The 25,828-nt window shown below is 64.4% G+C and carries 18 protein-coding genes; 12 read left to right on the forward strand and 6 right to left on the reverse strand.

The window, feature by feature from the left end; all coding sequences use genetic code 11:
* The first annotated feature begins 1 nt into the window (after position 1).
* The 5 genes from D9601_RS15355 to D9601_RS15375 all read left to right on the forward strand — a co-directional run bounded on the left by D9601_RS15355 (position 2) and on the right by D9601_RS15375 (position 5,779).
* A complete protein-coding gene (locus tag D9601_RS15355) occupies positions 2 to 2,074 on the forward strand; it encodes a cation:proton antiporter (RefSeq protein ID WP_198354950.1) in 2,073 nt (690 codons plus the stop codon).
* Between the two features lie 471 nt (positions 2,075 to 2,545).
* Positions 2,546 to 3,565, forward strand: coding sequence for a glycosyltransferase (locus D9601_RS15360; protein ID WP_198354951.1), 1,020 nt, complete (start codon positions 2,546 to 2,548; stop codon positions 3,563 to 3,565).
* Entirely contained in the window at positions 3,562 to 4,536 is a 975-nt protein-coding gene (locus D9601_RS15365) for an acyl-CoA dehydrogenase (RefSeq protein ID WP_198354952.1), read from the forward strand. Before D9601_RS15360 ends, D9601_RS15365 begins: the two co-directional genes overlap by 4 nt.
* Positions 4,533 to 5,186 carry a PIG-L deacetylase family protein gene (locus D9601_RS15370; protein WP_198354953.1) on the forward strand — a complete coding sequence of 218 codons (654 nt, stop codon included), beginning with the start codon at positions 4,533 to 4,535 and terminating at the stop codon, positions 5,184 to 5,186. The genes D9601_RS15365 and D9601_RS15370 overlap by 4 nt, the downstream gene beginning before the upstream one ends.
* Positions 5,183 to 5,779, forward strand: coding sequence for a methyltransferase (locus D9601_RS15375; RefSeq protein WP_198354954.1), 597 nt, complete (start codon positions 5,183 to 5,185; stop codon positions 5,777 to 5,779). Before D9601_RS15370 ends, D9601_RS15375 begins: the two co-directional genes overlap by 4 nt.
* 386 nt (positions 5,780 to 6,165) lie before the next feature.
* Here the strand turns inward: D9601_RS15375 and D9601_RS15380 are convergent, their stop codons facing one another.
* Entirely contained in the window at positions 6,166 to 8,355 is a 2,190-nt protein-coding gene (locus D9601_RS15380) for a xanthine dehydrogenase family protein molybdopterin-binding subunit (protein ID WP_232474287.1), read from the reverse strand.
* 215 nt (positions 8,356 to 8,570) lie between these two features.
* Entirely contained in the window at positions 8,571 to 9,038 is a 468-nt protein-coding gene (locus D9601_RS15385; RefSeq protein WP_198354955.1) for a DUF1203 domain-containing protein, read from the reverse strand.
* Between the two features lie 454 nt (positions 9,039 to 9,492).
* On the opposite strand from D9601_RS15385, the gene D9601_RS15390 reads away from it, so the two are divergent.
* On the forward strand, positions 9,493 to 12,828 hold the full coding sequence (locus D9601_RS15390; RefSeq protein WP_198354956.1) for a PAS domain S-box protein: 3,336 nt from the start codon (positions 9,493 to 9,495) through the stop codon (positions 12,826 to 12,828).
* 330 nt (positions 12,829 to 13,158) lie between these two features.
* Here D9601_RS15390 and D9601_RS15395 read toward each other — a convergent pair whose 3' ends face one another.
* The 4 genes from D9601_RS15395 to D9601_RS15410 all read right to left on the reverse strand — a co-directional run bounded on the left by D9601_RS15395 (position 13,159) and on the right by D9601_RS15410 (position 17,175).
* Positions 13,159 to 13,872, reverse strand: a complete 714-nt coding sequence (locus D9601_RS15395; RefSeq protein ID WP_198354957.1) for a PilZ domain-containing protein — start codon at positions 13,870 to 13,872, stop codon at positions 13,159 to 13,161.
* Positions 13,873 to 13,892: 20 nt separating this feature from the next.
* Positions 13,893 to 15,791, reverse strand: a complete 1,899-nt coding sequence (locus D9601_RS15400) for a putative bifunctional diguanylate cyclase/phosphodiesterase (RefSeq protein WP_198354958.1) — start codon at positions 15,789 to 15,791, stop codon at positions 13,893 to 13,895.
* A gap of 165 nt (positions 15,792 to 15,956) precedes the next feature.
* A complete protein-coding gene (locus D9601_RS15405; protein WP_198354959.1) occupies positions 15,957 to 16,373 on the reverse strand; it encodes a BLUF domain-containing protein in 417 nt (138 codons plus the stop codon).
* Positions 16,374 to 16,584: 211 nt separating this feature from the next.
* Complete coding sequence (locus D9601_RS15410; protein WP_198354960.1) at positions 16,585 to 17,175, reverse strand: response regulator transcription factor; 591 nt, start codon at positions 17,173 to 17,175, stop codon at positions 16,585 to 16,587.
* 160 nt (positions 17,176 to 17,335) lie between these two features.
* Between D9601_RS15410 and D9601_RS15415 the strand changes: the two genes are divergently transcribed.
* The 6 genes from D9601_RS15415 to D9601_RS15440 all read left to right on the forward strand — a co-directional run bounded on the left by D9601_RS15415 (position 17,336) and on the right by D9601_RS15440 (position 25,702).
* Entirely contained in the window at positions 17,336 to 19,144 is a 1,809-nt protein-coding gene (locus D9601_RS15415) for an ATP-binding protein (RefSeq protein WP_198354961.1), read from the forward strand.
* 367 nt (positions 19,145 to 19,511) lie between these two features.
* Positions 19,512 to 21,803 (forward strand): FdhF/YdeP family oxidoreductase, encoded by a 2,292-nt coding sequence (locus D9601_RS15420; RefSeq protein ID WP_198354962.1) that lies wholly within the window; start codon positions 19,512 to 19,514, stop codon positions 21,801 to 21,803.
* Positions 21,804 to 21,856: 53 nt separating this feature from the next.
* Positions 21,857 to 22,687: a cytochrome ubiquinol oxidase subunit II gene (locus tag D9601_RS15425; protein WP_232474288.1), complete on the forward strand. Its 831-nt coding sequence runs from the start codon at positions 21,857 to 21,859 to the stop codon at positions 22,685 to 22,687.
* Complete coding sequence (locus tag D9601_RS15430) at positions 22,684 to 24,768, forward strand: cbb3-type cytochrome c oxidase subunit I (protein ID WP_198354964.1); 2,085 nt, start codon at positions 22,684 to 22,686, stop codon at positions 24,766 to 24,768. The genes D9601_RS15425 and D9601_RS15430 overlap by 4 nt, the downstream gene beginning before the upstream one ends.
* On the forward strand, positions 24,765 to 25,391 hold the full coding sequence (locus tag D9601_RS15435; protein WP_198354965.1) for a cytochrome c oxidase subunit 3: 627 nt from the start codon (positions 24,765 to 24,767) through the stop codon (positions 25,389 to 25,391). Before D9601_RS15430 ends, D9601_RS15435 begins: the two co-directional genes overlap by 4 nt.
* Complete coding sequence (locus D9601_RS15440) at positions 25,388 to 25,702, forward strand: cytochrome o ubiquinol oxidase subunit IV (protein WP_198354966.1); 315 nt, start codon at positions 25,388 to 25,390, stop codon at positions 25,700 to 25,702. The genes D9601_RS15435 and D9601_RS15440 overlap by 4 nt, the downstream gene beginning before the upstream one ends.
* Positions 25,703 to 25,828: the final 126 nt, after the last annotated feature.

Here is a 25,828-nt window from a genome sequence, read left to right on the forward strand (position 1 = left end):
CATGACATTCTGGTCACGCGTGATGCTTATGTGCGCTTTGCTCGCGGCGCCAGTGTCGGCTGAACACGTCATCAGGGTGGAGCGCGCCGCTCGCGACGATGCCACTCAACACGCAACGAATGTCGCCGCTGCGGCTTTTTGCATGTCGGGGACGCGGGCGCCGCGATCGCCTTGGGGGATCATGGTGGAAGATACGGTTATGCTTCTCGTCGTCGGCGTGGCCGTCGCCGGCGTATTTGGCCAATGGCTCGGTTGGCGGCTGCGGCTGCCGGCCATCATCCCTCTGCTGATAATGGGTGCCATCCTCGGGCCGATTGGCGGCTTCGTCCGTCCGTCAGTTGCCCTGGGTGACGTGATGCGGCCGGCGATCGGCATGGCGGTGGCGATCATCGTCTTCGAAGGGGGCCTGAACCTCAATTTGCGGGAGCTTCGCTCCGCAGGTTCCGGGATTGCACGGCTAGTGGCGGTGGCGCTGCCACTCAACTGGTTGATGGGTACGATCGCAGCACATTGGGTGGCCGGACTGTCCTGGCCGGTCGCGATCCTCGTCGGTGCCATTCTGGTCGTCACGGGGCCGACGGTGATCATGCCCCTGCTGCGCCAGGCCAAGCTGGAGCCCCGGGCTGCGGCATTCCTCCGGTGGGAGGCGATCGTCAACGACCCGATCGGCGCTACGCTGACGCTGCTGGTGTTGAGCTACCTCACACTCGCGACCAGCATGAGCGGGGGGGCGGCGATCGTTAGCCTCGCCTGGCATACCGCCCTTGGTGCAGGTGTCGCCGCGGCACTTGGCCTGGCAGTGCCCTTCGGCATCCGGACCCTGTTCGCGCGCGATCTTGCTCCTGAATACCTCAAGACGCCGATCCTGCTGGCTGGTGCGCTAGGCATATACGCGGCAGGCGAAGCGATACAGCCGGAGACCGGGCTGGTCGGCGCGACGCTGTTCGGGGTCGTGCTGGCCAACATCGACGTCACGGGGCTGCAGGAGCTGCGGCGATTCAAGGAGGCGCTGACGGTCTTCCTGGTCTCGGGACTCTTCATCCTCCTCACCGCCAACATCGATCGCGGCACGGTCCAGATGCTGAGCTGGCCGATCGCGCTGACCACGCTGGTCATCTTGTTCATTGTCCGGCCCTCGGCCATCTGGCTGGCGACGATCGGCGCGAATGCAAGCTGGCGGGAGCGGCTTCTGGTGGGCTGGATCGGTCCGCGCGGCGTGGTCGCGGCGGCAATTGCTGGCGTCGCGGGGGAGCGGCTCACCCAAGCGGGCTATGCCGACGCCCGCCTTGTGCTTCCTCTCGTATTCGCGGTCATCGCGTCGACGGTACTTCTTCACGGCCTGACGCTCGCCCCGCTTGCACGACGGCTGAAGCTGGCTTCGGGAGGTCGCGGCGGCTTGCTGATCGTGGGCGCATCCCGCTGGAGCATCAGGCTGGGCGAGGTTCTGCATGGAGCCGGCATTCCAATCGTCGTGGTGGACCGATCCGCCCTCGCACTGAAGGCGGCGCGGCTTGCCGGGCTCGCCGCGTTGCGCGTCGAGGTTCTCTCTGTCATCGGGGAGGAGGTCGTCGATCTGCGCGATGTGGAGCAGGTGCTCGCCGCGACGCCGGACGATGCATACAATGCACTGGTGTGCACGCGCTTCGCACCGGAGCTTGGTCGGGAACGCGTTCATCAGCTTGCGCCAGATGCCGCCGGGACCAGGCATGAGGCGTCCCGTGAATGGCGCGGCAAGATCGTCATCGGGGAGGACATGACGTTTCAGCGCCTTGCCGATCTCATGGAAGCGGGCGCGAGCGTCATCGTGCAGCCCTTCGGTATTGGCGAGACCGACGTACCCGGTCGCGACGACGGTTGGCCGGTGGCGCTGATCCGTGCTGGTGGCGAACTCGTGTTTTTCGGCGTCGATCACGATGTCGACCCTGCACCCGGCGATCTCGTCGTGTGGCTATACAAGGCCGCGCTTGCGCCGACTACCGAGCGAAAGCCTGCCCGGTGGCGTCGCCTGCTGGGCGCAGGTCGGCAACGCGCTACGGGCCTCCCCAGCAGAGCGGGCGGATCAGCGCCTGAATGAACAGACCGTCTGAGCAATATCGTCGAATAGGCTAAGCTGGCGGCTGAAGGCGTTCACCGGTGGCTTCGCGCTCGTTGCTCCCACATGACTTTTGCCGAGGCCAACGACCTCCGATCTCGACTTCCAGAGAGAGATCAGGAACGTGCGGATGCCCATGCACTGCGGCTTCGTCATACGCCGGAATTTACCGTGAGCGGGACCGGGTCGTCGAACGGTGCATGGTCCAGACTGCGAACTGCGATGAACGAGCGTCCGCTTTCGAGAAGGCCTTTGATTGCCGATAATCGGCTGGAATTGGTTCTCACGGCAACACAGCAGGGCGGCCGCTATATCTACTATGCAAGAGGGTCAGCGAGTGTCGGTGTCCTGCCGCCGTATCCTACCGTGGCGGCCAAGCACTTGATCGCGATCAGTGTCATAGGTGAAATATGCCGCTAGGACTGACGGCATGTTGTTCGGCGATCTCACCTGATGAAACAGTCGCCTGCAGGTCGTATCCGCGTCGCAATCTGTGTGCCTGCCCGCAACGAGGCGGACGCATTGCCACGGCTTTTCGCGGCGCTGGACAGGCTCGACCGGTACGGCTTGGACCCCGTCATCTGTCTCCTGCTCGACAGCTGCGACGATCGAAGCGCGGCGGTGGCGCACGACTATGCTGCGCGGGCGTCGCTGCCGATACGAATCGACTACGCTACCCAGGCGGAACCCAATGCCGGCCGTGCCCGGCACGGGGCGATGCTGCTGGGCGAACGGGCGTTGGACGGTCGAGGGCTTCTGTTGACCACCGACGCCGACAGCCTGCCCGCGGTCGATTGGCTGCAAGCGATGGTCGCAGCGCTCGGCCAGGTCGACGTTGTCGCGGGGAAGGTGGTGCGCACCGTCACTTGGCCCAATCCGGCGCAGGATCGTCTCGAACAATATTATGAGTCGCTCTACGCGATGCGGCGCGTGCTCGACCCAGTCGTGTGGGAGGCGGCGGCGGCCCACCATCAGACAAGCGGCGCGAACTTGGGCATTTCCGTGCACCATTACCGGATACTGGGCGGCTTCCCCCCGATCCCCGCGGGCGAGGACGCCCAATTGGTTGATGACGCGTCACGCGCGGGGCTGCGGGTGCGGCGCGATGCGGCGAGCGTGGTCTACACGTCGGATCGGCGCACTGGCCGCGTGGTCCATGGTTTCGCCGGGGGACTGCGGGTACTCGATCGCGATGGCGATGCGGTAATGGTCGCGCACCCTGAGGATGCCGCCTGGCAGTATCGCGGTCATGCCTTGGCGCGCCGCGTGTATGACGACGGGGATGTCTCTCCGCTCGCCGACGCGATCGGGCTGACCTGCGATCATCTCGTTGGCGTCCTGCGCGACAGCCCCAACGCCGAAGCCTTCGCGATGCGCGTCGTACCGGTGCCGCCGGGCGGCATGCGCCGGGTGACGCTGGCGGTGGCGGAAGCGGGACTGGCGACGCTTTCGGCGGGAAGGTTTGCCGCGTGAGCGCCCTGAGACAGGCTATCGCGGTGCGCGCAGCGCTGTTGCCGGATCTGGGCGATCCGGGCCAACCCAGTGCGCTGTTGCATCTGCTACGGCTGCTTTACGAAACCGGTCGCGTCGATCTGCCTCTCGGCCGGCTCCTGGAAGGGCATGTCGACGCGATGCAAATCGTGCAGCGCTACGGCACCCCGTCTCAGCGTGCGCAGGCCGCCGCGACCGTTGCGGGTGGCGGCGCGTTCGGCGTATGGAACGCCGATCTGGCGGGAGAGCCGCTTCGACTGATCGGAAACAGGCTATGTGGCGGTAAGAGCTTCGCCAGCGGAGCCGGGCTGCTTTCACACGCGCTGGTCACCGCGGATGGCGGCGACGGGCGACAGCTGATCCTGATCGATCTTGCGCGCACGACGCCGGCGGTCGATCGGACATTCTGGCAGGTCGCCGGGATGCAACGGTCGGAGACGCACGTCGTGCGCTGGTACGACGCATGCGTCACCGCCGACGACCTGATCGGTACGCCTGGCGATTACGTCCGCGAACCGTGGTTCAGCGGTGGTGCGCTGCGGTTCGTTGCCGTGCAGGCCGGGGGAATTGCCGCGCTGCTCGACCATACGCGCGCGCATCTGGTCGCGGCGGGGCGCGCGGACGATCCGCATCAAAAGGGGCGCCTTGCGGCGCTCTACGAGCTGGCCGAAACCGCGGCGGGGGCAATACGCACTGCCGCGGCCGGCTGGTTCGGTGATCCTGCCGCGCGTTTGCCGCTGGTCGCCGCCGCGCGTGCGGCGATGTATGCGGCTGGCGGGCAGGCTATCGAACTCGCCGAGCAGGCGGTCGGCGTTCAATCTCTGTTCGTCGACCATCCACTCGCCGCAGTCATCACCGACCTGTCGGTGTATCTCCGCCAGCCATCGCCCGATGCGCAGCGCATGCAGGTGGGTGCCGCGGTCGCGGCGGGTACCCTGACCGCGCATCTGTGACGCTGCGGGCGGGAACCCCGCGCCGGCTGCTTGTGGTCGCGCCGCACCCCGACGACGAGGCGATCGGGGCGTATGCGATGATGACCCGCTTGCGACGACGCGGCGTGGCGGTGCAGGTCGTCGTCGTTACCGATGGCGCCGCGTCGCATCCCTCCAGCGTGCGCTGGCCCCATCGGAAGCTGGTGGCGGAACGCCGACGCGAGTGTCGGCGCGTGCTGCGCCGCATCGGGGTGACGGCGGCTGCCGTGACGTTCCTCGACCTTCCAGATGGTCAGCTGCACCTGTGTGCGGCGGCAGCGCGTCGCGGCCTCGCCCGCGCGATGGGCAATCACGGCCCGACGCTGTTGGTGTCCCCCGCTCATGACGACGACCATGCCGATCACCGCACTGTGGCTGCGTGCGTGGAAGCGCTGCGGCGGCCAGGCGTCCGCACGCTCGCCTATCCGGTATGGCCGGCCGGCTGCGCGGTCACGGGGGCAGGCGCGCTGTTCTTGACCGGGCAGGAACGGCTGGCAAAGCGCTACGCGCTCCGCAGCTACCGAACCCAGACCGGGCGGATCACCGATGATCCGAACGGCTTCACGATGACCCGCGCACAGATCGCAGCATTTACGGGTCCGCGTGAAGTCTTCGTGGAGCGGCGGCGATGAGGCCGATCACGCTCGACAGCTTTGCGGCGAAGTTTGCCCAGAACGATGACCCTTGGTCGACGTTTACCGATCGGAACGAGGCGTTGAAGCGCCGCGCTATTCTGCATGCGATGGGCGCCGGACCATGGGGCCGCGTTCTCGAGCTCGCCGCTGGGAACGGGTCGAACAGTGCTGCCATCGCGCCGCGTGCTCTGCGCTTCGACGCCACCGAGGCAACGTCGACTGGTGTGGCGTTGGTCGCCAAGGCGGTCGCGGGGCGAACGCGGGCGCGGGCGATCAAACTGGCCGTGCCCGCCCGTCTGCCGCGACCGCGGTACGACGTCGTGGTTGTCGCAGAGGTCCTGTATTATCTGACGGCTCACGACATGGCGCAGACGGCACGCGATGCCGCGGCCGCCTTGCGCCGGGGCGGCATGTTAGTGCTGGCGCATCATCGGGTCGATTATCCTGATTTCGCGCAGCATGCCGCGCATTTGCACCGGGCATTTCTAGCGGCGACAGGGCGTTCCTGGCAGGTGCGGGTGGCGCGCCGTACCGGCCGCTGGATCGTGCTGGCATGCCGCATTCGAGCAAGCCGAGCCGCCAGCGATTAGCCCAAGGTTTCATGGCATCAGCGGCAAAGTTCCCGCGCCTGACTATATCCCGTCCCACTCTTGGCTGACGTTCTAACTCCGCATCGTGCGGCATCCCGTGGGTTCGGGCGTGAACGTTGGCGACAGTGTGATTGACCTGACTGCGCAGGCTTATCGTTATTGCAAGTGTCGGCTGAGGACGGCCGGCGGGCCTCACATCAGTCGGCAAAGACACGGTTCATTGTTTAATGCCGGACGGAATAACGCTGGTCCTTGCCATTTACAGGAATACGCGTCTGCTTTCCGGCAGCGGCAGTGCCTGCCTCACGTCGGCTTCTGGGTCATCGCGTCTAGGGGCAGGGTTTAGTCGAAAGTACGATCTTGCGGATGGAGCTCAATTCGCTTGCTTAATCTAATATCGCCTCAGGTCGGATCGGCAGGTCGCGGACGCGCACTCCGGTCGCGTTGAAGACGGCGTTGGCCACGGCCGCAGCGACACCGATGATGCCAATCTCACCCAGTCCCTTGATCCCCTCAGGATTCACCGCGGTGTCTTCATCGGCCACCATGACCACAGTCTGTTCGGCAATATCGGCAGCGGTGGGGACGAGATACTCGGCGAGATCACGGTTCATGTAGATGCCGGTGCGCAGGTCCAGCTCAGTCTTCTCTAGCAGCGCCGAACTCAGACCCCAAGCCATACCGCCAAGATACTGGCTGCGCGCGGACAAGGGATTGAGCACTCGCCCCGCCGCAAAGGCCCCGACGTGACGCGGCACACGTAACTCGCCGGTCAAGGCATGGACACGAACCTCGACCATATGCGCACCAAAGGCCCAGGCCAGCCCGTCCTCAGGCAGCGTCAGGAGTTTGATATGGCCGGCGCGCAGCGCCTCCAAGGCACCAGGCTTCGCACCCGCTGGCAGATAATCGAGATGGACCTCTCGCGGGCCTATCGGCTTGAGGAGCAGTGCCGCACATGCGTCAGCCAGAGCGTTCGCCAGGCTGGTGGTGGTAGCCGAGCCTCCTGATATTCCGGCCGCGGGCAGTGTGGTATCCCCAAGCACAACCGTGACGCGCTCTATCGGGACGTCGAGACGCTCAGACGCGATCGTCGCCAGCAGCGTATACAGGCCGTTGCCTATCTCGTGGTGCGCGGTTTCCACCCGGACATTGCCATCACCATCCTGCGCGACCCGGATCGACACCGGACCGATCTTCACCGGTCGCGCAGCTGCTGCGCAACCATAGCCGATCCACCAACCGTCGCGCAGCGTGGCCCGTGGCCTGGACACACGCTCGAACCAGCCGAATGCGGTCGCTGCCGCATCGAAGCAGCGCATCAGCGGCCGTGTCGTGAATGCCTTGCCAGTGACAGGATCAGTATCCGTATCGTTGCGACGTCGCAGCTCGATGGGATCCATCTCCAGCACATGGGCCAGCTCGTCCATCGCGCTTTCCAGAGCGAACAGGAAGGGCACCTCAGGCGGGGCGCGCATCGGGCCCGGCGTATTCCGGTCCACTCGTCCAAGCCGCTCCTCCGCTTTCACTGCCTCTGCCGCATATAGGGCGGTGGACACATCTGTACCCTCCATCGCGAAGTCGTCGAAGCGCGAACTGACCGTTGCTGCCTCATGTCCGAGACCTAGCAAGCGGCCATCGGCTGTCGCGCCCAAGCGAATGCGGTGCTGCGTTTCTGTGCGGTGGTTGGCAATTGTGAACTGATCGCGACGGCTGACCTCAAGCCTGACCGGCCGGTTGAGCCGGCGCGCCGCGAGAGCGCAAATTGCGGTGTGCTGCGACAAAGCCAGCTTCGAACCAAAATGGCCACCGATGAAGCGGGCGACGACGCGCACCTGTTCAGGTGCGATGCCAAGCTGTGCGGCAAGGCCATGCCGCGCCGCGCCAAGATAGCGGGTTGGCTCATACACAGTGAGCTGGTCTCCGTCCCACCGACACGTCGTGCTTGGCAGTTCGATCGGATTATGGTGCTGGATCGGGGTCGTGTAGCGTGCTTCCACACGGACATCCGCGCTGGCCAATGCGGTATCGAGATCGCCCTTTGTGCGGTCATGGTGCTCGGCGCTGACTTCCCCCAACCGTTCGGTCGTACAGCGCGGATCGGCTAGTGACGCGACCGGTGACTGCCCGGCATAGCCGATGCGAAGAGCGGCCGCGGCCGCAATGGCGACTTCCGCCGTCTCCGCCACGACTATGGCAACGATCTGGCCGGCATAACGGATTTCGGGCGATGCGAGCGGACGCCAGCTGCTGTTCGCATAGCCGCCTTCCATCAAATGGCCGACGAGCCCTATGGCGTCGCCGACGTCCTCGTGTGTCAGGATCAGGAGCACACCGGGCATGGCTTCCGCTTCGTTGCGCGTGATCGACGTCACCCGGCCGCAGGCAATGGCACTTACTGCGAGGGCAGCATGCGCCATGCCGGGTAGCGATACATCACCCGGGTACTCGGCAAGACCGCAGACCTTTTCCGGCCCGTCGATGCGAATATGCGGCTTACCGATCTCGGCGATACCGGAAGCGCTCCGTTGCCTAATGCCGGTCATAGCCGCCGCCTTGGGTATTCTAGTTGCCATCTCGGCACCTCGTCTGGCCTGAGGCTTCAACGTGCAGGAGCACACGGATGCTCCGCGCATCGACGAAATGGCGGTGTGCCCGCGTTATTGCAGTGGACCGGCGCGCATCCGCGCCGATGAACGAGTGTTTGGATTTGGGAAGCGGGCGGCGGGGGTGAAGGACCGCTTCTGGGTTACTTCGTCTAAGGAGCCGCATGCGTCGCGGGGTAGCAAAGTCAGGCGCGTTCGATCCGCGCGGCGTAGCAGCCGCGTTTCGCATAATGCGCGTGCAGATAGGCCACGGCGGGATTGCGTAAGAACCGCTCGATCAGAGGGGCAAGCGCGTCGCCATCGACGAGATCGGCGTCGACCATCTCGCCATCATCGCTGAACGCTCTGAGCGAGATGGGGCGTATGCGGATTGCTTCCGGTATTACACCCACGACATCCAACGCTCGTCTGGCACCTTCGTGGAAGAAGATCGCATGCCGGGAGCGATAAGGCGTGTCGGCCGGCTGATGCTCGTAGTTGAGAAGAATCGCCCGCTCACCCACATCGAGGTCGCGAATTTCGACGCGATCGGGATAGCCCGGCGTGGAGTCAACGACGAACCGCTTTGCGCCGGCGGCAGCGAGGTCAGCATCCGACAATCCATAAAGGTGGCTGAATTGATTGGGATCGAGTCCCAGGAAGCGAAAGGACATGGGTGCATTCTCCTAAACACTGCGATCTACCGCCAGCAGCACGCCGACCGCTTCCCGATAGGTGCGTGCAAACTGCTGACTTGTCGGATCAGTCAGCCTTTTGAAAAGCCAAGAAGCCGGCCAATGTCGCGTTTGCAATGACCCGGTGTAGCGGCCAGTCCGCAATCTTACTCCACTAGGCCGAGCCGATGATTTCCCGGACGCTCGGCGATTGATGCACGACATGAATGAACGGTCGGTCCGGGAAGAGGGCGAGCATGCCTGAGTGACCGGTCCTGGTTGGAAGTACTCCAACGCGGTGATGCAGTTCGCCACTTCGGGTCGATTGCCAGCTAACATATTGATGTGGATGCAAGATCCCATAGCGCCGGTTGACGCGCCTCGCCGCGATAGGCATCCCTGAAAACCTCTTTCAACAAACAAGAATAACCCTCTGTCGAAAGAAGGTTCGTCGTTGAGATCGCTGCGGGCCCATCTTGTCGCTATAACCACCGTCCTTGCCCTGCTCGGCTGCGCCGCAGCGGCCGTGCTGATCCATCAGGTCGAGGGTTTCGGGCGACAGCAGACGGAGGCGCAGCTTCTCGCGACGACCCGCGCCCTCACACTCGTCCTCGACGGTGATATACGACGCTACGAAAGCCTGCTGTTCGCGTTGCGGGATGACGAGCGTCTCCAACGGGGCGACTGGCAAGCCCTCGATGGTCAGGCCCGCCGTCTGGTCAATGGACGCGACAGCTGGGTAACGCTGGCTGAACGATCGGGCCGACAATTGGTGAACACCCGGCTGCCCGCGGGCGCGGCGCTTCCGATCGGCCATTTCCCACCATCGATCTGGGCGGCGCTTGATCGTGGGGAGAGCCGGACGTGCGACCTTACCCGAGGCGCCGTCGAACGCCTGATCACATGCATCGATGTTCCGATCGGGCGGAAAGGGCGTGCGAGCTACGTCCTTTCCGTCATCATGCGACCGCATTGGCTTCAGTCGGTGATGGACGGACAGCGATTGGCGCAGGGCCAGTATGCGACCGTCCTCGACCGGCGGGGGAGGATCGTCTGGCGAAACGTCGATCCCGATCGCTTCGTCGGTCACCTCGCGACATCGGACATGCGCACCGCTTTGGCCCGGCGCCACGAGGGCATACTGTACAGCATCTCGATGGAAGGCGTGCCGACGCTGGCTGCATTCAGCACCTCGCCGCGCACGGGCTGGACATTCATCGTCGCCATTCCCCGCGCGCAGATCGGTGCGGGGAGCCTTCGGGCGCTGTATGGTGGTCTACTTGGCGCGGCTGTCCTGCTGGGCCTCGCGATCCTCGCGGGCGTGGCATTGGCGCGCCGTATCGCGGGAGCAGTCGATCACCTGTGCCAGGCCGCCGTCGCATTTCGCGATCACGGTGATGCGCGATACGTGCGCACCGGGCTGCGCGACATCGACGCGGTCGGCAGCGTCCTTGAGGAGGCGATCGCGGCGCGGGCGCTCAGCGACGAGAGGTTTGATCTTGCTCAGGAAGTGGGCGGCATCGGCGCCTGGGACTGGGACGTGCCCAACGACCGCGGCTATGTGTCGGATAGTTACAAGCGGATGCATGGCCTCGAGGCGATCGCGGGACCATTGTCGACGGCTCAGGTGCGCGAAGTGATCCTTCCCGAGGATCTGGCGGGCTATGGCGAGCGTCTGATCGCCGCCCGTGGACGGCGTGAACCGTCCGTCAACGAATATCGCGTGCGCCATCCAGATGGCACTCTACGCTGGATTTCGGCCAAGGGACGGCCGCTGTTCGATGCCGATGGCCGCTATGTGCGCGCGGTCGGCATCGTCCGCGACATCACGGCCGAACGAGAGAGCGCCGAGGCGCTGCTGTCCAGCCAAACGCAGCTGAGCTTGGCCACCGAAGCGGCACAGATCGGCATTTGGGACCTTGATCCCGCTTCCGGTCGTCTGGTCCAGTCCGACCGCGCCCGGATCCTCTTCGACCTGCCGGCCGACGGTGATCGATCAATTGACGAGGTATTGGCTGCCGTCCATCCAGACGACCGCGACGCGCTGAGCGACAGGATCGCGCGCGCGCTCGATCCGGACCTGCGCGAGTCGCTGCCGTTCGAGTATCGCGTCGTCCGCCGCGACGGCGGCGTGCGTTGGGTGCTCTCGCATGGTGCCGCGGTTTTTGCCAACGATAGGCCTCGTCGCTTCACGGGCGCGGTGATCGACATCACCGAGCGCAAGCTTGCCGAGGAGGAATTGCGCCGCCTCAACGGCCTGCTTGAGAGCAGCGTGGTTGAGCGGACGGCGGAGCGCGACCGTTTATGGGCTTTGTCCCGCGATCCGTTCGTCGTCGCCGACGATCGCGGCGTCTGGCTGGCCGCCAGTCCGGCGTGGACCGACCTGCTCGGCTGGACACAACAGGAACTGGTAGGGCGCACCGCAGAATGGATCGAGCACCCCGAAGACCAGGCCGCAAGCCGGGCCGAAGAGCGGCGGCTAGCGACCGGCCACGTGGTGACCGGCTTCGTCAATCGGTTGCGGACCCTGGATGGAGCTTATCGCTGGCTGTCATGGACGGCGGTTCCCAACGAGGGTCGCTTCTACAGCGTCGCGCGCGACATTACCGACGAGCGCGAGCGAACCGAAGCCCTGCGCAAGGCGGAGGAGGCCCTGCGCCAAAGCCAAAAGATGGAGTCGATTGGGCAGATCACGGGAGGATTAGCACACGATTTTAATAACCTTCTCGCGCCGATCGTCGGCACGCTCGACCTGCTTCAGCAGCGCGGCTTGGCGGACGATCGGTCGCGACGCCTGGTCGACGGCGCGTTGGAGGCCGCAGAGCGCGCCCGGCTTCTGGTGCAGCGGCTGCTTGCGTTCGCCCGGCGTCAGCCGCTGCAGACGAGCGCCATCGACGTGGGCGCGTTGGTCGACGCGCTACGCGGGTTGCTCACGACCACGCTGGGGCCGCGTATCGAGCTTCAGACTGCCGCCGACGATGCGGTCGGGCCGGCCTTCGTCGATGCCAACCAACTCGAACTTGCGATCCTGAACCTCGCCGTCAACGCGCGCGATGCCATGCCCGATGGCGGCCGGCTGACGATCGAGGTCGGAGCGCTGAAGGTCGGCGAAGCCGAGGCCGACCTCGAATTGAAAGCGGGCCGCTACGTCGCGCTGACGATATCCGATAATGGCATCGGCATGCCGCAGACGGTGGTGGATCGCGCCATCGAGCCTTTCTTCTCGACCAAGGGGACGGGCCGTGGCACCGGCCTTGGCCTGTCAATGGTGCATGGGCTTGCTGCCCAGCTGGGTGGTGCGATGCGGATCGCCAGCCGGGTTGGGGAGGGCACGACCATTCAGCTGCTGTTACCCGCTGCTCAAAGTAGTGCCGCGTCGACTGACCTGCCGCAGCAGGCGCTGCCTGTAATGAAAGCCAATCGGCAGACGGTGCTGTTGGTCGACGACGAGCCGCTGGTTCGGGGTAGTACTGCGCTGATGCTCGCCGAACTCGGCTATGCCGTCATCGAAGCCGGCTCCGCCGAGCAGGCGCTGAGCATCTTGGACGGTCGACCCGGGGTGGACCTGCTCGTTACGGATCACCTGATGCCGGGCATGACCGGGACCGAACTCGCTCGCGAGACGCGCCGGCGGTGGGGTCATTTGCCCGTTCTGATCATCTCGGGCTATGCCGATGTCGACGATATCGCTGCCGATCTGCCGCGGCTGGCCAAGCCGTTCCGCACGATGGATTTGATGCGGTCCCTCACGACAATGGCGGCGCCTACGTCGATCGATGCCGATGGGTGACGCCATCCTGACGCAGATTGCCATAGGCAGCGTGTCGCCGCTCGGGTCACGACGAGCAACCGGTCTCGGTTAGACGCTCCGGATCAATGGAGCATGAAGGATGTCGAGCTAGTCCCTCTGGGTGACGAACGTTCATCCAGGCATTGCCGACCTGCCGAGCTGGCATAGCAAGCACCAACGATCGTGACCATCGGCGGTCTGGCAATTGCCATGACATGCCTCGAATGACCAAACGTCGGTCATCGGCAATCTGCAGAGGATTGTTGGCGTTCGAAGGACCCGTTTCCCGGAATCAGGTCGGTCGTCGAAGCCGTGTCCCCCTTATGGTCCTCACGGCGTCTCGACGATCGATGCATGCGCCTCCCGCAGTTCGTTCATCCAGGAGGCGTGCACGCCGCAGCGTCGGCTGATCTCCTCGCCTGCCGTGATCGGCAGAAGCTTGTTGAACATCACGCCGCACCGACCGGCGTGGCTCCAGCGTACATAGCCTCCGATGGGAAGAATGCCGTCAATCTCGATCATCACTCCGGTGTTGAGCGCCAGCGACAATCCCGTTGTGAGCTGAGCGCCGCCCGAGCAGACATTCTCGATGGTGACCTTGCGGTCGAGGCCGGGCCCTCGGACGGTGGCGGTCAGCTGGACCCGCGCGCGCCCGGGGCGCACCCGCTTGCCCGGATCGAAAAGCGCTGACGTATCCTCAACGATTTCCTCGGCCAAGGCGCTGTTGAACGCCATGCCGCATTCCGGACCCGCCATCCACCTTACCGAGCCGGTGAATGGGGCAAGCGTGCCGGCGCAAACCAGCAGCTGCGCGCCCTTCACCAGCGGCGGCGCCTTCTCGAATGCGAGTTCGAGACCGGTCGTCGAGATGTTCCGGATCTGGCCGGGATAGGTGCGGCCTCCGGTGACGACCTCGGCGGACAGGGCGGCCTGTCGGCGCGGGGCTACACGCCGGTCGTCCGGACTGTTTGGCGCCGGCTGCGCTCGCAAACGGCCCGGCAGGATCCGGTCAATCACCGACCGGGTCAGAAGGGCTGCGTTCATCGTACATCTCCTTGGATCGATCAAGCCGCTTTGCGCGACAGTGAGGGGCGACCGGGGATCGATCTGTTGAGGGGCGAGCGAAACGTCCTTGCCTGTCGTGACAAGGCGTGAGCGATCTTCTCTGCCGGCAGTGCCTTGCTGTAGAGAAAGCCTTGGCCGATGGCACAGCCTAGGGAGAGGAGCTGAGCGGCATGCCGCGGTGTCTCCACGCCCTCCGCGATCGCCTCCAGGCCTAGCTCGCTGGCCAGTGCAAGCAGAGCGCGGACGATTGCTTGATTGGCGCCGTCGTCCAGTTGCCGCACGAAGAGCTGGTCGATCTTGATTGTGTCGACTGGAAAGCTGGGAAGATGGGCAAGCGCGGCATAGCCGGTGCCGAAATCGTCGAAGGCGATGCGTACCCCTGCATCCGACACGGCTCTGACCGTGGCCAGCATCACAGCGGACCGCTGATCGAGCAAGACGGTCTCGAGGATTTCGAGTTCCAGCCGCCCAGGGGCGATGTCGTGCTCGGCCAGCGCTGCGGTGAGGCGGTCGGCATAGGTTGGATCGCCGAGTTCCGTGGCCGACACGTTGATGGCGACGCGGCCGAACTGCAGACCGGCGTCCAGCCACCTGCGCATGTCGCGAAGAACCTGGTCCAACATGCTCCGGCCGATCGCCTGGGCGAGCTCCGCTTCGTCGAAGGCAGCAGCAATGCTATGCGGCAGGATCGCCACGCGACCGGGCTCCACGATCCGCAGCAAGGCTTCGAGACCCAGAATGGTACCGTGCTTCAGATCGACTTTCGGCTGGTAGAAGGGTACGATCTGACCCGCCGCCAGTGCGGTCCGGGCGCGGGCGATCTCGATCCGTCCGCGCGACTGTTCGGCCAGCAGGTGCTTCTCGAACATTACGAACACGCCACGTCCTCGCGATTTGGCCTCGTACAGGGCGGCATCGGCGTATCGCACCACTTCGCTCACTTCGAGGGAATGATGGGGCCAAAGCGCCCCGCCGATCGTGATGCGGCATTCCAGTGCCCGCCCGTCATGCAAGAACGGGGCTCGCATCGCGTTCAGCAACCGGTCCGCCAGCTCGGCCAATTGAATCTCGTCGGCCATGCCATCGAGCACGACCGCAAATTCGTCCCCGCCGAAACGGATGACGATGTCATCGGTACGGACTGACTGCGTCAGGCGGCGGGCGATCTCCTTCAGTAGTTCGTCGCCAGTCTGGTGGCCGAAGGAGTCGTTGATCTGCTTGAAATGATCGACGTCGATCGCGAGCAGCCCGAAAGGCGGCGTTTGCGTATCGGCGCGGCTTTCGAGCGTCTGGCGCAGCAATGCGCGGTTGCCGACGCCGGTGAGGTGGTCATGCGTAGCGACCCAGCTTAGCTGGCCTACCACAGAATTGAGTTCGCGAACCGCATCGTCGCGCTCGCTCACCGCGCGACGCAGCTGCAGCTGCAGGCTCGCCTGCGTGGCCAGCATCGCAAGCGCCTGACGCTGTTCGGAACTCAGGCCGTGCGCCCGCGCCTCCGTGTCGATCACGCAGAGCGCCCCCACGGGCTCGCCATCAATGAGCAGGGGCATACCCGCGTAGAAGCGGATGTGATCCGGTCCGGTGACCAGCGGATTGTTGCGAAAGCGGGCATCCATACTGGCATCTTCGACCGCAAGATACTGTTGGGCGTGGACCGTGTGGATGCAGAAGGACTGGTCGGCGGGCATGGCTCCGCGATCGATACCGACCGCACCCTTGATCCACTGCATGTTCTGCGCGATCAGCGTCACCGCTGCCGCCGGCGTTCCGCACACCGTGGCGGCCAGGCTTGCGAAATGATCAAACTCCGGTTCCGCCTCGAGATCGTCCGTAAAACGCCACGAAGGCTTTCCGTACGGCTCGTCGATCTGGCGTAGCGGACTGGCTCCCTTAGTCATCTGCCCCTCCTTTACCCTGGCTCCATGTGCCGGGTGGGCGGGGGCGCTAACAATATGCGAAAATTACGGGCCGCGCGTCAGAGAAATCTTAACCGTAAACGGGCCCAAAGACGATATCGCACGTCGCGAGCGCTTGCCCGGACGACCCGTGCAGGCGACTGCATTTCAGCAACGTTCGTCGGACGAGAACGCCTGCAACAGCCGCAGCAGCGGTTGCGCGGCATGATCTCTCTGGCCGGGCGGGGGCGATTGCGCCGAGCCGATCGCCTTCTCGACATAGGCCGCCCATCCTCGATAGGTAATCCGCCAGTCGGCGAAGCGGCGATGGGCCGGGCAATCCTCCAGGACGGTGTGAATGTCCCTATGCCGGTAATCACCCTCGATCAGGGCACGCAATTGCCGGATCGCGCCGGGCGAGCCCTCGATATACTGGCCAACTCGGCCTGCCGCGAAGATCAGCGCGCCAGTGACGCCGAGATCCGTATTACGGCGCAGGGATACGGCCTCGATCGATCTGATCCGCGCGACCGCTTCGGACATCGGGAACGTTGCCCAGCTGACATACATCCAGGTTACGAGCATGCTGGTCTCTTCGCCTATCGCTGTTGTCGATCCGCATGGGCAGGGTGCTGCGGGCAAGCCTCAAACACCGGCCGCTGTGAAGACCGTAATTGCCGCAATCGTCCGCACGACACCGATCGTGTCGCGCCCCGAACCAGCGGGCTGTCGCCCAGTCATCGGCGAGCGCGCGCTCTGCAGCGACAGCCCTTCCCGTTGGAATTGGGGTCCGGCCTTACTCCAGCAGACCTGCGGTTACGGCCAATCGGGTCGCTTCGGGCAGGGTCCTGACCCCAAGCCGCTCGAACATCTGTGCCCGATGCATTTCGACGGTGCGGACGCTGAGGCCAAGCGCATGCGCGACAAGCTTGTTCGCTTTCCCCTGCGCCAGCAAGACGAGGACCTCGCGCTCGCGGTCGGTGAGCTTGCTCGTCTGGTCCAGAGCAGCCATCCGCTGCGCGACGCTTTTCAGATAGGCGTCCAATTCCGTCGACAGCCGCTCTACGATGCCGAGCAATTCATGCTCCTCGTAAGGCTTTTCGAGAAAATCGCGAACGCCATGCCGCATCGCCTGTATGGCCGCAGCCATGTCGCCGTGGCCGGTCACCATGACGATGGGGAAACGGGAATCCAGCGCCGGAGGAAGATCCTCGACCAGGGCAAAACCATCTTTCTCCGGCATTCGCAAGTCCAGGAGCAAGATGCCGGGTGCGAGATGCTCAGCCTCCTGCAGGAAATCCGTCGCCGAAGGGAAGGCCCGCGACGGAAAGCCGGCCTGTTGCAGCAGAAAGGAGGTTGAGCGCCGAACCGACGCGTCATCATCCACGATATACACCGGTCGCATAACGTCCCCGAACCGCCTGGCTGCGGTCCAGCGCATGAGCGCGCTTTGTCCGGAGGGCCGTGCGGATATATCGCGATTTTCTGTGTGTGGACAACGGTTTAGTTGCTTTATGTAGCCGGGCGTTTCTGAAGGATTCTTGCCGTTGTCCCCGACTTCTGTCCGCGAGCTTCTGTCTTTTATCGGCAACCCGGCGATTGTCGTCGAACGCGATGGGACGATCACCTACCGCAACAAGCCGGCCGAGCAGTTGTTCGGCAACTCGATGCTGCTCCATCGCCGGTTGGGCGACATGCTTGCTCACGGGGAGAAGAAGGCATTCTTGCTTGCGGTAGAGAACGCGCAGGAGCTTGGGGCGGAGACGCACGGCGAACAGTCCGTGCTCCTTCATGGGTGCCGATGGGACGTCCGCGCGTTGTGCGTCGACGATCAGATTGCCCTGCTGCTGCATTCCGCCGAGGCGAAGCAGCCCGATCCGGATGCTCCGCTCGAAGCGGCGGCGGCCGACGCTCTGCTGAAGACCATCGTGGACAGCGCAGCCGACCTGATCTTCGTCAAAGACATGGCGGGCCGCTTCCTTCTGACAAATCAAGCGCTGCGCGATGCTGCTCCCGATCTCCTCGGCAAGACGGTCTTCGAGGAGTATGAGACGGATCTCGCCCAAGGCTATGATGCTGCCGATCAGGCCGTCATGAGTACCGGTCAATCCTGCACGATCGAGGAGACGATCCCGGTCCGCGGCGAACGCCGGCTGTTCCAGACGATCAAAGTGCCCTGGATCGTCTCCGGCGAAATGCGCGGTGTCATTGGCATTTCCCGCGACATAACGGAGCGCCACCGCGCCGAGGCGCTGATCCGCGAAAGCGAGGAGCGCTATCGACTGGCGGCGCGTGCGACCAACGAAGCGATCTGGGATTGGGATCTCGTCGCCGACGAGGTTAGTTGGAACGAGGCGATTGAACGGCTCGCCGGCGAAAAGCCGGATCGGAGCGGCCTTTGGTGGAAGGCCAGGATCGATCCTGCGGACCGGGAGCGGGTGCTCGACAGCATCGCGCAGTTCATCCGGGGCGAGCTGACGACGTGGCAATGCGAATATGGGTTCCGTCACGCAGATGGCACCTTCCACGCCGTCTTTGATCGCGGCTTTCTGGTGCGCAACGAATCGGGGGAAGCCGTGCGGATGATCGGCGCGATGTCCGACCTGAGCGAGCGGATGAAGGCGCAGAACCGCGTCGTGCAGCTGCAGAGTGAGCTCATTCATGTCTCCCGCGTCAGTGCGATGGGTACCATCGCCTCGGCGCTCGCCCATGAGATCAATCAGCCATTGGCCAGCGCCAGCAATTTCGTCGCCGGCGCGCGGCGGCTCTTGGTCCGCAGCGATCGGGAGGTGATCGCCAAGGCGCGCGAGGCGATCGATCTTGCCGCTTCCGAGGTGTCACGTGCCGGCGAGATCGTGCGCAGGATCCGCCGCATGGTGGCGCATGGCGAGACCCAGGACCAGCCGGTCCCCTTGCGGGCGCTGATCGACGATGCCCTCGCGCTCGCCTTGCCGAATTCCGCCTTGTCGGGCGTCACCGTACGGCTGGGAGCCCGCCGCGGGGTGGCACGCGGTGACTCCGTGCAGCTGCAGCAGGTGCTGGTAAATTTGATCCGCAACAGCGTGGAAGCGATGGAGACCGCTTCACAGCGGGTCCTGACCCTGTCGACGGCGCACGGCGGCGGGCATGTGCGGATCGATGTGCAAGACACAGGGTGCGGCATTCCGCCGGATCGAATCGGCACGGTATTCACCGCTTTTGGTAGCAGTAAAGCGGGGGGCCTAGGGGTGGGCCTAACCATATGCCGAACGATCGTGGAAGCGCATGGCGGACGGATATGGGTTGAGAGGTCGGACAGTCAGGGCACCATGATCGCCGTGCAGCTGCCTGCTCACGCCAATCCTGCAGCAAAATAGGCAATCTGATTTCGGTCAGGCTATCCTCAACGGCCAGAGGGGACCAGAGCCGCCAACCGAACGAGACAATGATCTCGTGAACGAGCGCTCGCTCGGAGGCGTTGTGGGTGCACTTGACCACGTCTCGGGATGGGGCTCTGTTCGTGTGAACGATGCTGGCCCCTCGAACCTCAAGATAGCCGGCTAGCTTGCACCACTTCGCTCTTGATAGGGCGTTTGCCGTTTGCGAGGACTACCGCCGACCTGCCGCTCTCCGAGCAACATGCATCAGGTAAATAAAGGCGGTCGCGGGGCGTCTGAGGGTTGCGCCCCCAATTGTCGGTTGCGACTATGTCCTGCCGGGGGGGCGCCGCGGAGAGATCGCATCATGGCGCAAGACGACGACACCGTTCACTACGACGGCCCCTCAGGCGGCTTCGGATCGCTTCAGGGCGTTGCGCGCATCTTCGGCAAGGAATGGGCGACTCCCATGGCGCTGGAGACGTTGCGCCGACAGAACAAGCCCGGCGGCTTCATGTGCGTGTCGTGTGCGTGGACGAAGCCGGAGCATCCGCATCCTGCGGAATTCTGTGAAAACGGTGCCAAGGCGACGCTTTGGGAACTCACGACGCGGACGTGCGAGCCGTCGTTCTTCGCCGAGCATACGGTCAGCGAGCTGAAGGGCTGGAAGGACTATGATCTCGAGCAGACGGGGCGATTGACGCATCCGATGCGCTACGACCGGGCAACCGACAGATACGTCCCGGTGGGCTGGGAAGAGGCGTTCACCGCGATCGGCGCCGAGCTGAAGGCGCTCGATCCCAAGTCCACCGTCTTCTATTCGTCGGGCCGCGCCAGCCTCGAGACGTCCTACCTCTATGCGCTGTTCGCCCGCCTCTACGGGCACAACAACCTGCCCGACAGTTCCAACATGTGCCACGAGACGACCTCGGTCGGGCTGAAGAAGGTGACGGGGTCGCCGGTCGGCACCTGCCAGCTCAAGGACTTCTCCTTGTGCGACGCGATCTTCTTCTTCGGTCAGAACACCGGCAGCAACAGCCCGCGCTTCCTCCACACGCTCAAGGATGCGGTCGAGCGCGGCTGCAGGATCGTGACGTTCAATCCCGTACGCGAGAAGGGGCTGATCGAGTTCGTCGACCCGCAGAACCCGATCCAGATGATCACCCAGAAGCCGACCGAAATCTCGTGCCTGTATTATCAGGTGCGGCCGGGCGGCGACATCGCCGCGATCATGGGGATGATCAAGCACGTCCTTGCGGTCGAGGAGCGGCAATGGGCGGAAACCGAGCATCACCTGCTCGACGTCGATTTCATCGCCCAGCACACGCACGGCTTCGACGAAATGGTCGCCAAGGTGAAGGCGACGACATGGGAGGAGATCGAGGCGGAGTCGGGGTTGTCGCGCGCGGATTTGGAAGCCGCAGGACAGGTGTATTGCGATGCCGGCAAGGTCATCGGCATCTATGGCATGGGGCTGACGCAGCACGTCCATGGCTCGCAGACGATCGGGATGCTGGTCAACCTGCTGCTGCTGCGCGGCAACATCGGCGTCGAGGGCGCCGGCATCTCGCCGGTGCGTGGCCATTCCAATGTGCAGGGTCAGCGTACGGTCGGGATCTCCGAAAAGCCCGAACTCGTGCCCTACGACTATCTCAAGCGGCTCTTCGATTTCGACCCGCCGCCCGAGAAGGGGGTGAACACCGTCGAGGCCTGCGAGGGCATCGTCGATGGCAGCATCCGCGCCTTCATCGGGCTGGGCGGCAACTTCGTGCGTGCCATCCCCGAGCGCGAGCAGATGGAGACGGCGTGGACGAGCATGCGCCTGACCGTCCAGATCGCGACCAAGCTCAACCGCAGTCACCTGATCAACGGAGAGGTCGCCTATCTGCTGCCGTGCCTAGGCCGCTCTGAGGAAGACATGCAGGAAGGTGGCCCGCAGACCGTCACGATGGAGGACTCGCTGTCGATGATCCACGGATCGGTCGGCAAGCGTAAGCCCGCCAGCAAGCACCTGCTGTCCGAGCTGGCGATCGTCGCCGGCATCGCCAAGGCCACCTTGCCGCCCAAGCCGACGATCAGATGGGACGAATGGGTCGGCGACTATGGCAAGGTCCGCGACCTGATCGAGGCGACGTATCCGGACAAGTTCAAGGACTTCAACGCCCGGATGTTCACCCCCGGCGGCTTCTTCAAGGGCAATCAGGCGCGCGAGCGGATCTGGAAGACCGAGAGCGGCAAGGCGGAGTTCACCACGCCGACGACGCTGAGCGCGATGGGGGTGCCCGACCAGCCAGGTCGATATCGCCTGATCACGATGCGCTCCAACGACCAGTTCAACACGACGATCTACGGCTATTCGGACCGCCTGCGCGGGATCGAGGGAACGCGCGACGTCCTGCTGATGAGCCCCAAGGAGATCGCCGCCGCGGGACTGCGCGAAGGGCAGGTCGTCAGCCTCGCCAGCGATGCCGGAGACGGGGTGCATCGGCAGGTCGACGGACTGACGGTCACGCCGTTCGATCTGCCGGACGGGTGTCTCGGCGCCTATTATCCGGAGATGAATCCGCTGGTGCCGCTCTGGTACCATGACAAACTGTCGAAGACGCCCGCGGCAAAGGGTGTGCCGGTGCGGATCGTCGTCCAGGCAGACGTCGGCTGAGCAAGCAGGCGATGGCAGGCAGCAGGCTGAAAAGGCGCCGCACAAGAGGCGCTTTGGTCGCCCTCGCGCTGCCACTTCTGCTCGGCGGCTGCGCGGCGTTGCAGCTCGGCATCGTCAATCATGCCGGTCCGGTCGCGGCGGATCAGTGGCACGTCTATGTCATTCTCTCCGTCGTCCTGATCTTCGTCGCCGGCCCGGTGTTGCTGCTGGTGCCGCTGATCGCCTGGCATTACCGAATATCGAACACGCGGGATGCGTACCGCCCCAATTGGGGCTTTTCCTGGCCGCTTGAGATCATGGTCTGGGTGCCGCCCATCGGGATCGTCATCGGCCTTGCATTCCTGCTCTGGAATGCGACGCATCGGCTCGATCCCTATCGCCCGCTCGTCGCCGCGCAGCCGGCGGTCGAGGTGCAGGCGGTCGCGCTCGATTGGAAGTGGCTGTTCATCTACCCGGACGAGGGCATCGCCAGCGTCAACCGTCTGGTCATCCCGGTCGGGCGGCCGGTCCATGTCAGCCTGACAAGCGGCACCGTCATGCAGTCGCTGCTGATCCCGCAGCTGGCGGGGCAGGTCTATGCCATGGCCGGCATGCGCACCCAGCTGAACTTCGCCGCCAGCCGTGCGGGCGTGTTTCGCGGCGAGAACACCCAATACAATGGCAAGGGCTTTCAGGACCAAAAGTTCGACGTGATCGCCATGGACGCCACCCGCTACCGAGCGTGGCTGACCAAGATACGCGCCACGTCGGTCCCATTGGACGGCCGCGCGCTGACCCGGATGGCCGCACAATCGATAGAGCCGCGGCCGCGGGCGTTCTCGCGCGTGCCGCCGCATCTGTTCGACAGGATCATGTCCGTTACCCGGACGAAAGAGGGGCAATGAGCATAGCCGTTTGGCCGGAGGTGCTGGGCCGGTTTGCATGGCACGACCTGCCGTTCGTCCGTGCCTGGGAAGATCCGACGATCAACGAGCTGATCGGCGCCGGCGCGGGGGCGATGGTGGTCGTGGGTGCGCTCGCCGTGGCCCTGCTGCTGACGGTGACGCACCGTTGGCGATGGCTATGGTCGGAATGGTTGACCAGCCTCGATCACAAGAAGATCGGCATCATGTACGTCGTGATCGCGTTCGTCATGCTGGCGCGCGCCCTTATCGAAGCCAATCTGATGCGGCTGCAGCAGGCGACGGCGATCAACGCGCCCGGCCTGGTGGCGCCGGAGCATTTTGCCGAGCTGTTCAGCACGCACGGCTCGATCATGATCTTCTTCATGGCGATGCCGTTCCTGACCGGCGTGATCAACTATCTCGTGCCGTTGCAGATCGGCGCGCGGGACGTCGCCTTTCCGTTGCTGAACGCGATCGGTCTGTGGCTGACCGGCAGCGGCGCGGCGTTGATGATGATCAGCCTGGTGATCGGCCGCTTCTCGACCGGCGGCTGGAGCGGCTATCCGCCCTATACCGAGATCGCCTTCAACCCCGGCGTCGGTCCCGACTATTGGATCTGGGCGGTGACCCTCGGCTCGATCGCGTCGACGCTGGCGGGCATCAACATCGCGGTTACGATCTACAAAATGCGCTGCCCCGGCATGCAGTTGATGCGGATGCAGATGTTCTGCTGGACCAGCCTGTGCACCGCGATCCTGATGGTGTTCGCGATGCCGCCGCTGACGGTCGCGACCGCGCTGCTGGCGCTGGACCGCTACCTCGGCTTTCATTTCTTCACCAACGCGGCCGGCGGCAACATGATGAATTACGCCAACCTGTTCTGGATGTTCGGCCATCCGGAGGTGTACATCGTGATCCTGCCCGCTTTCGGCATCTATTCGGAGGTGGTGTCGACCTTCTCGTCGAAAGAGCTGTACGGCTATGTTTCGCTGGTGATCGCGACCATGGCGATCGCGGTGCTGTCGTTCACGGTCTGGCTGCACCACTTCTTCACCATGGGGCAGAGCCCCAGTATCAACGCGGCGTTCGGCATCGCGACCATGACCATCGGCGTGCCGACCGGCGTCAAGATCTACAATTGGATCTGGACGATGTTTCGCGGCGAAGTGCGCTTCACGGTGCCGATGCTGTACGCGCTTGCCTTCATGGTAACCTTCGTGCTGGGTGGCCTGACCGGCATCATCCTCGCCTTTCCGCCGCTCGACTATGTCGTCCACAACACGACCTTCCTCGTCGCGCATTTTCACAACATGCTGATTCCGGGGACCCTCTACGGACTGATAGCGGCTTACACCTTCTGGTTTCCCAAGGCCGTCGGCTTCCGTCTGAACGAGCGATGGGGGCGGATCGCCTGCGCCTGCTGGGTGGTCGGCTTCTATCTGGCCTTCATGCCGCTCTACGTGCTTGGTGCGGCAGGACTGGCGCGGCGCACCCAGGCGGTGATGGAGCCGGTCTACCGGCCCTGGTTGTATGCCGCGGAACTGGGCGCGTTGATCCTCTTCTGCGGGCTGGCTGCGCTGATCGTACAATTATGGGTGAGCATCCGCGACCGCGATGCCAATCGCGTGTTCGCGGGCGACCCCTGGGACGGGCGGGGCCTGGAATGGTCCACATCGGCGCCGCCACCGGAATACAACTTCGCCCGGCAGCCGCACGTCGACCACCGCTACGCCTTCTACCAGGAGAAGCGGGAGGGGACGCCCTATCATCCGCCGGCGGGATACCGGTCGATAGAAATGCCCCGAAACAGCGTGGTCGCGCCGGTGATCGGGATCGCCAGTGCAGCCGCGGGTTTCGGCCTCGTCTGGCATATGTGGTGGCTCGCGATCGTCGGCATTCAGGTCGTCGTCGGCACGGTGATCGTGCGCAGCTTCAACCGCAATACGCAGCGGCGCATCCCCGCGGACGAAGTGGCGCTGAGGGAAGCGGCATGGCTGGCCGCCGTGGCCCGCGCGCAACCGATTCCGCGTGAATTGGAGACGACCCGCGCGAATCAGGGCTTGGCGGAGGTACAGGCATGAGCGGAGCCGCGGTCCTGCACGCCGGTCTCAACCTCGGCGATACCGACAGGGACACGCACGACGCGGCCGGCACCGCGATGTTCGGCTTCTGGATGTTCCTGATGAGCGATGCAGTGGTCTTCGCGCTGCTCTTCGCGACCTATGGAGTGATGCTGCCGGCGACGGCGGGGGGTCCGACGCCGGCATCCGAATATAAGATCGGCCCGACGTTCGTCGAAACGCTGCTGCTACTCACCAGCAGCCTGACCTACGGCATGGCCTCGATCGCCATGAAACATGGCGCACGGCTTCGCCATATCCTGGCGTGGATGGGTGTGACGCTGCTGCTCGGCGCGGCTTTTCTGGCGATGGAGTGGCACGATTTCGCCGACATGTTCGCTCACGGCGCTTATCCGACGCGCAGCGGCTTCCTGTCCGCATTCTTCGGTCTGGTCCCGCTCCACGGCCTGCACGTCCTGATCGGCAGCCTGTGGCTGATCGTCATGATGGCGCAGCTGTTGGCCTTCGGCACCGATGCACGGGTCAAGATCAATCTGTTGCGGCTGGGGTTGTTCTGGCACTTCCTCGATATCGTGTGGATCGCGATCTTCTCCACCGTCTACCTGCCTGGGCTGATGCGATGAGCGATGCGCGAGACGACAAGCGGCGTGAGCTTCGCACCTATCTGATCGGCTATGTCGGTGCGCTTGTCCTGACCGGCGCCGCCTTCGCCCTTGTCCATTGGCCGGTGCTCGCGTCAGACACGCTCTTTGCCATCGTGCTCGGCCTCGGACTGGTGCAGATGGTGGTGCAGTTCCGCTGCTTTCTCCACATCAGCCTCGCCCGATCGGCGCGGGACGATCTGCAACTCATCCTCTTCTCGGCGCTGATCGTCGCGCTGATGGTCGGCGGGACGTTGGTAATCCTGTTCAACCTGCGCGAGCGGATGATGTAGATCGGGCGCGGCGATGCGCTCAACTGGCGCGGCGGCCGCCCGATCGACCGCATCGCAGGCCTCGCGCGCGCACGTCGAGCGGATGTTTTCATCTCGAGCATAGGCATCCCTGGTCACGGGTAATCG

Source organism: Sphingomonas sp. MA1305 (assembly GCF_016107325.1).
Taxonomy (GTDB): domain Bacteria; phylum Pseudomonadota; class Alphaproteobacteria; order Sphingomonadales; family Sphingomonadaceae; genus Sphingomonas.

Bases quoted from the DNA above. Each gene is read 5' to 3' on its own strand.
- D9601_RS15355 (WP_198354950.1), top strand. From the start codon at position 2: ATGACATTCTGGTCACGCGTGATGCTTATGTGCGCTTTGCTCGCGGCG.
- D9601_RS15360 (WP_198354951.1), top strand. From the start codon at position 2,546: ATGAAACAGTCGCCTGCAGGTCGTATCCGCGTCGCAATCTGTGTGCCT.
- D9601_RS15375 (WP_198354954.1), top strand. From the start codon at position 5,183: ATGAGGCCGATCACGCTCGACAGCTTTGCGGCGAAGTTTGCCCAGAAC.
- D9601_RS15380 (WP_232474287.1), bottom strand. From the start codon at position 8,355: ATGGCAACTAGAATACCCAAGGCGGCGGCTATGACCGGCATTAGGCAA.
- D9601_RS15385 (WP_198354955.1), bottom strand. From the start codon at position 9,038: ATGTCCTTTCGCTTCCTGGGACTCGATCCCAATCAATTCAGCCACCTT.
- D9601_RS15395 (WP_198354957.1), bottom strand. From the start codon at position 13,872: ATGAACGCAGCCCTTCTGACCCGGTCGGTGATTGACCGGATCCTGCCG.
- D9601_RS15400 (WP_198354958.1), bottom strand. From the start codon at position 15,791: ATGACTAAGGGAGCCAGTCCGCTACGCCAGATCGACGAGCCGTACGGA.
- D9601_RS15405 (WP_198354959.1), bottom strand. From the start codon at position 16,373: ATGCTCGTAACCTGGATGTATGTCAGCTGGGCAACGTTCCCGATGTCC.
- D9601_RS15420 (WP_198354962.1), top strand. From the start codon at position 19,512: ATGGCGCAAGACGACGACACCGTTCACTACGACGGCCCCTCAGGCGGC.
- D9601_RS15430 (WP_198354964.1), top strand. From the start codon at position 22,684: ATGAGCATAGCCGTTTGGCCGGAGGTGCTGGGCCGGTTTGCATGGCAC.
- D9601_RS15435 (WP_198354965.1), top strand. From the start codon at position 24,765: ATGAGCGGAGCCGCGGTCCTGCACGCCGGTCTCAACCTCGGCGATACC.
- D9601_RS15440 (WP_198354966.1), top strand. From the start codon at position 25,388: ATGAGCGATGCGCGAGACGACAAGCGGCGTGAGCTTCGCACCTATCTG.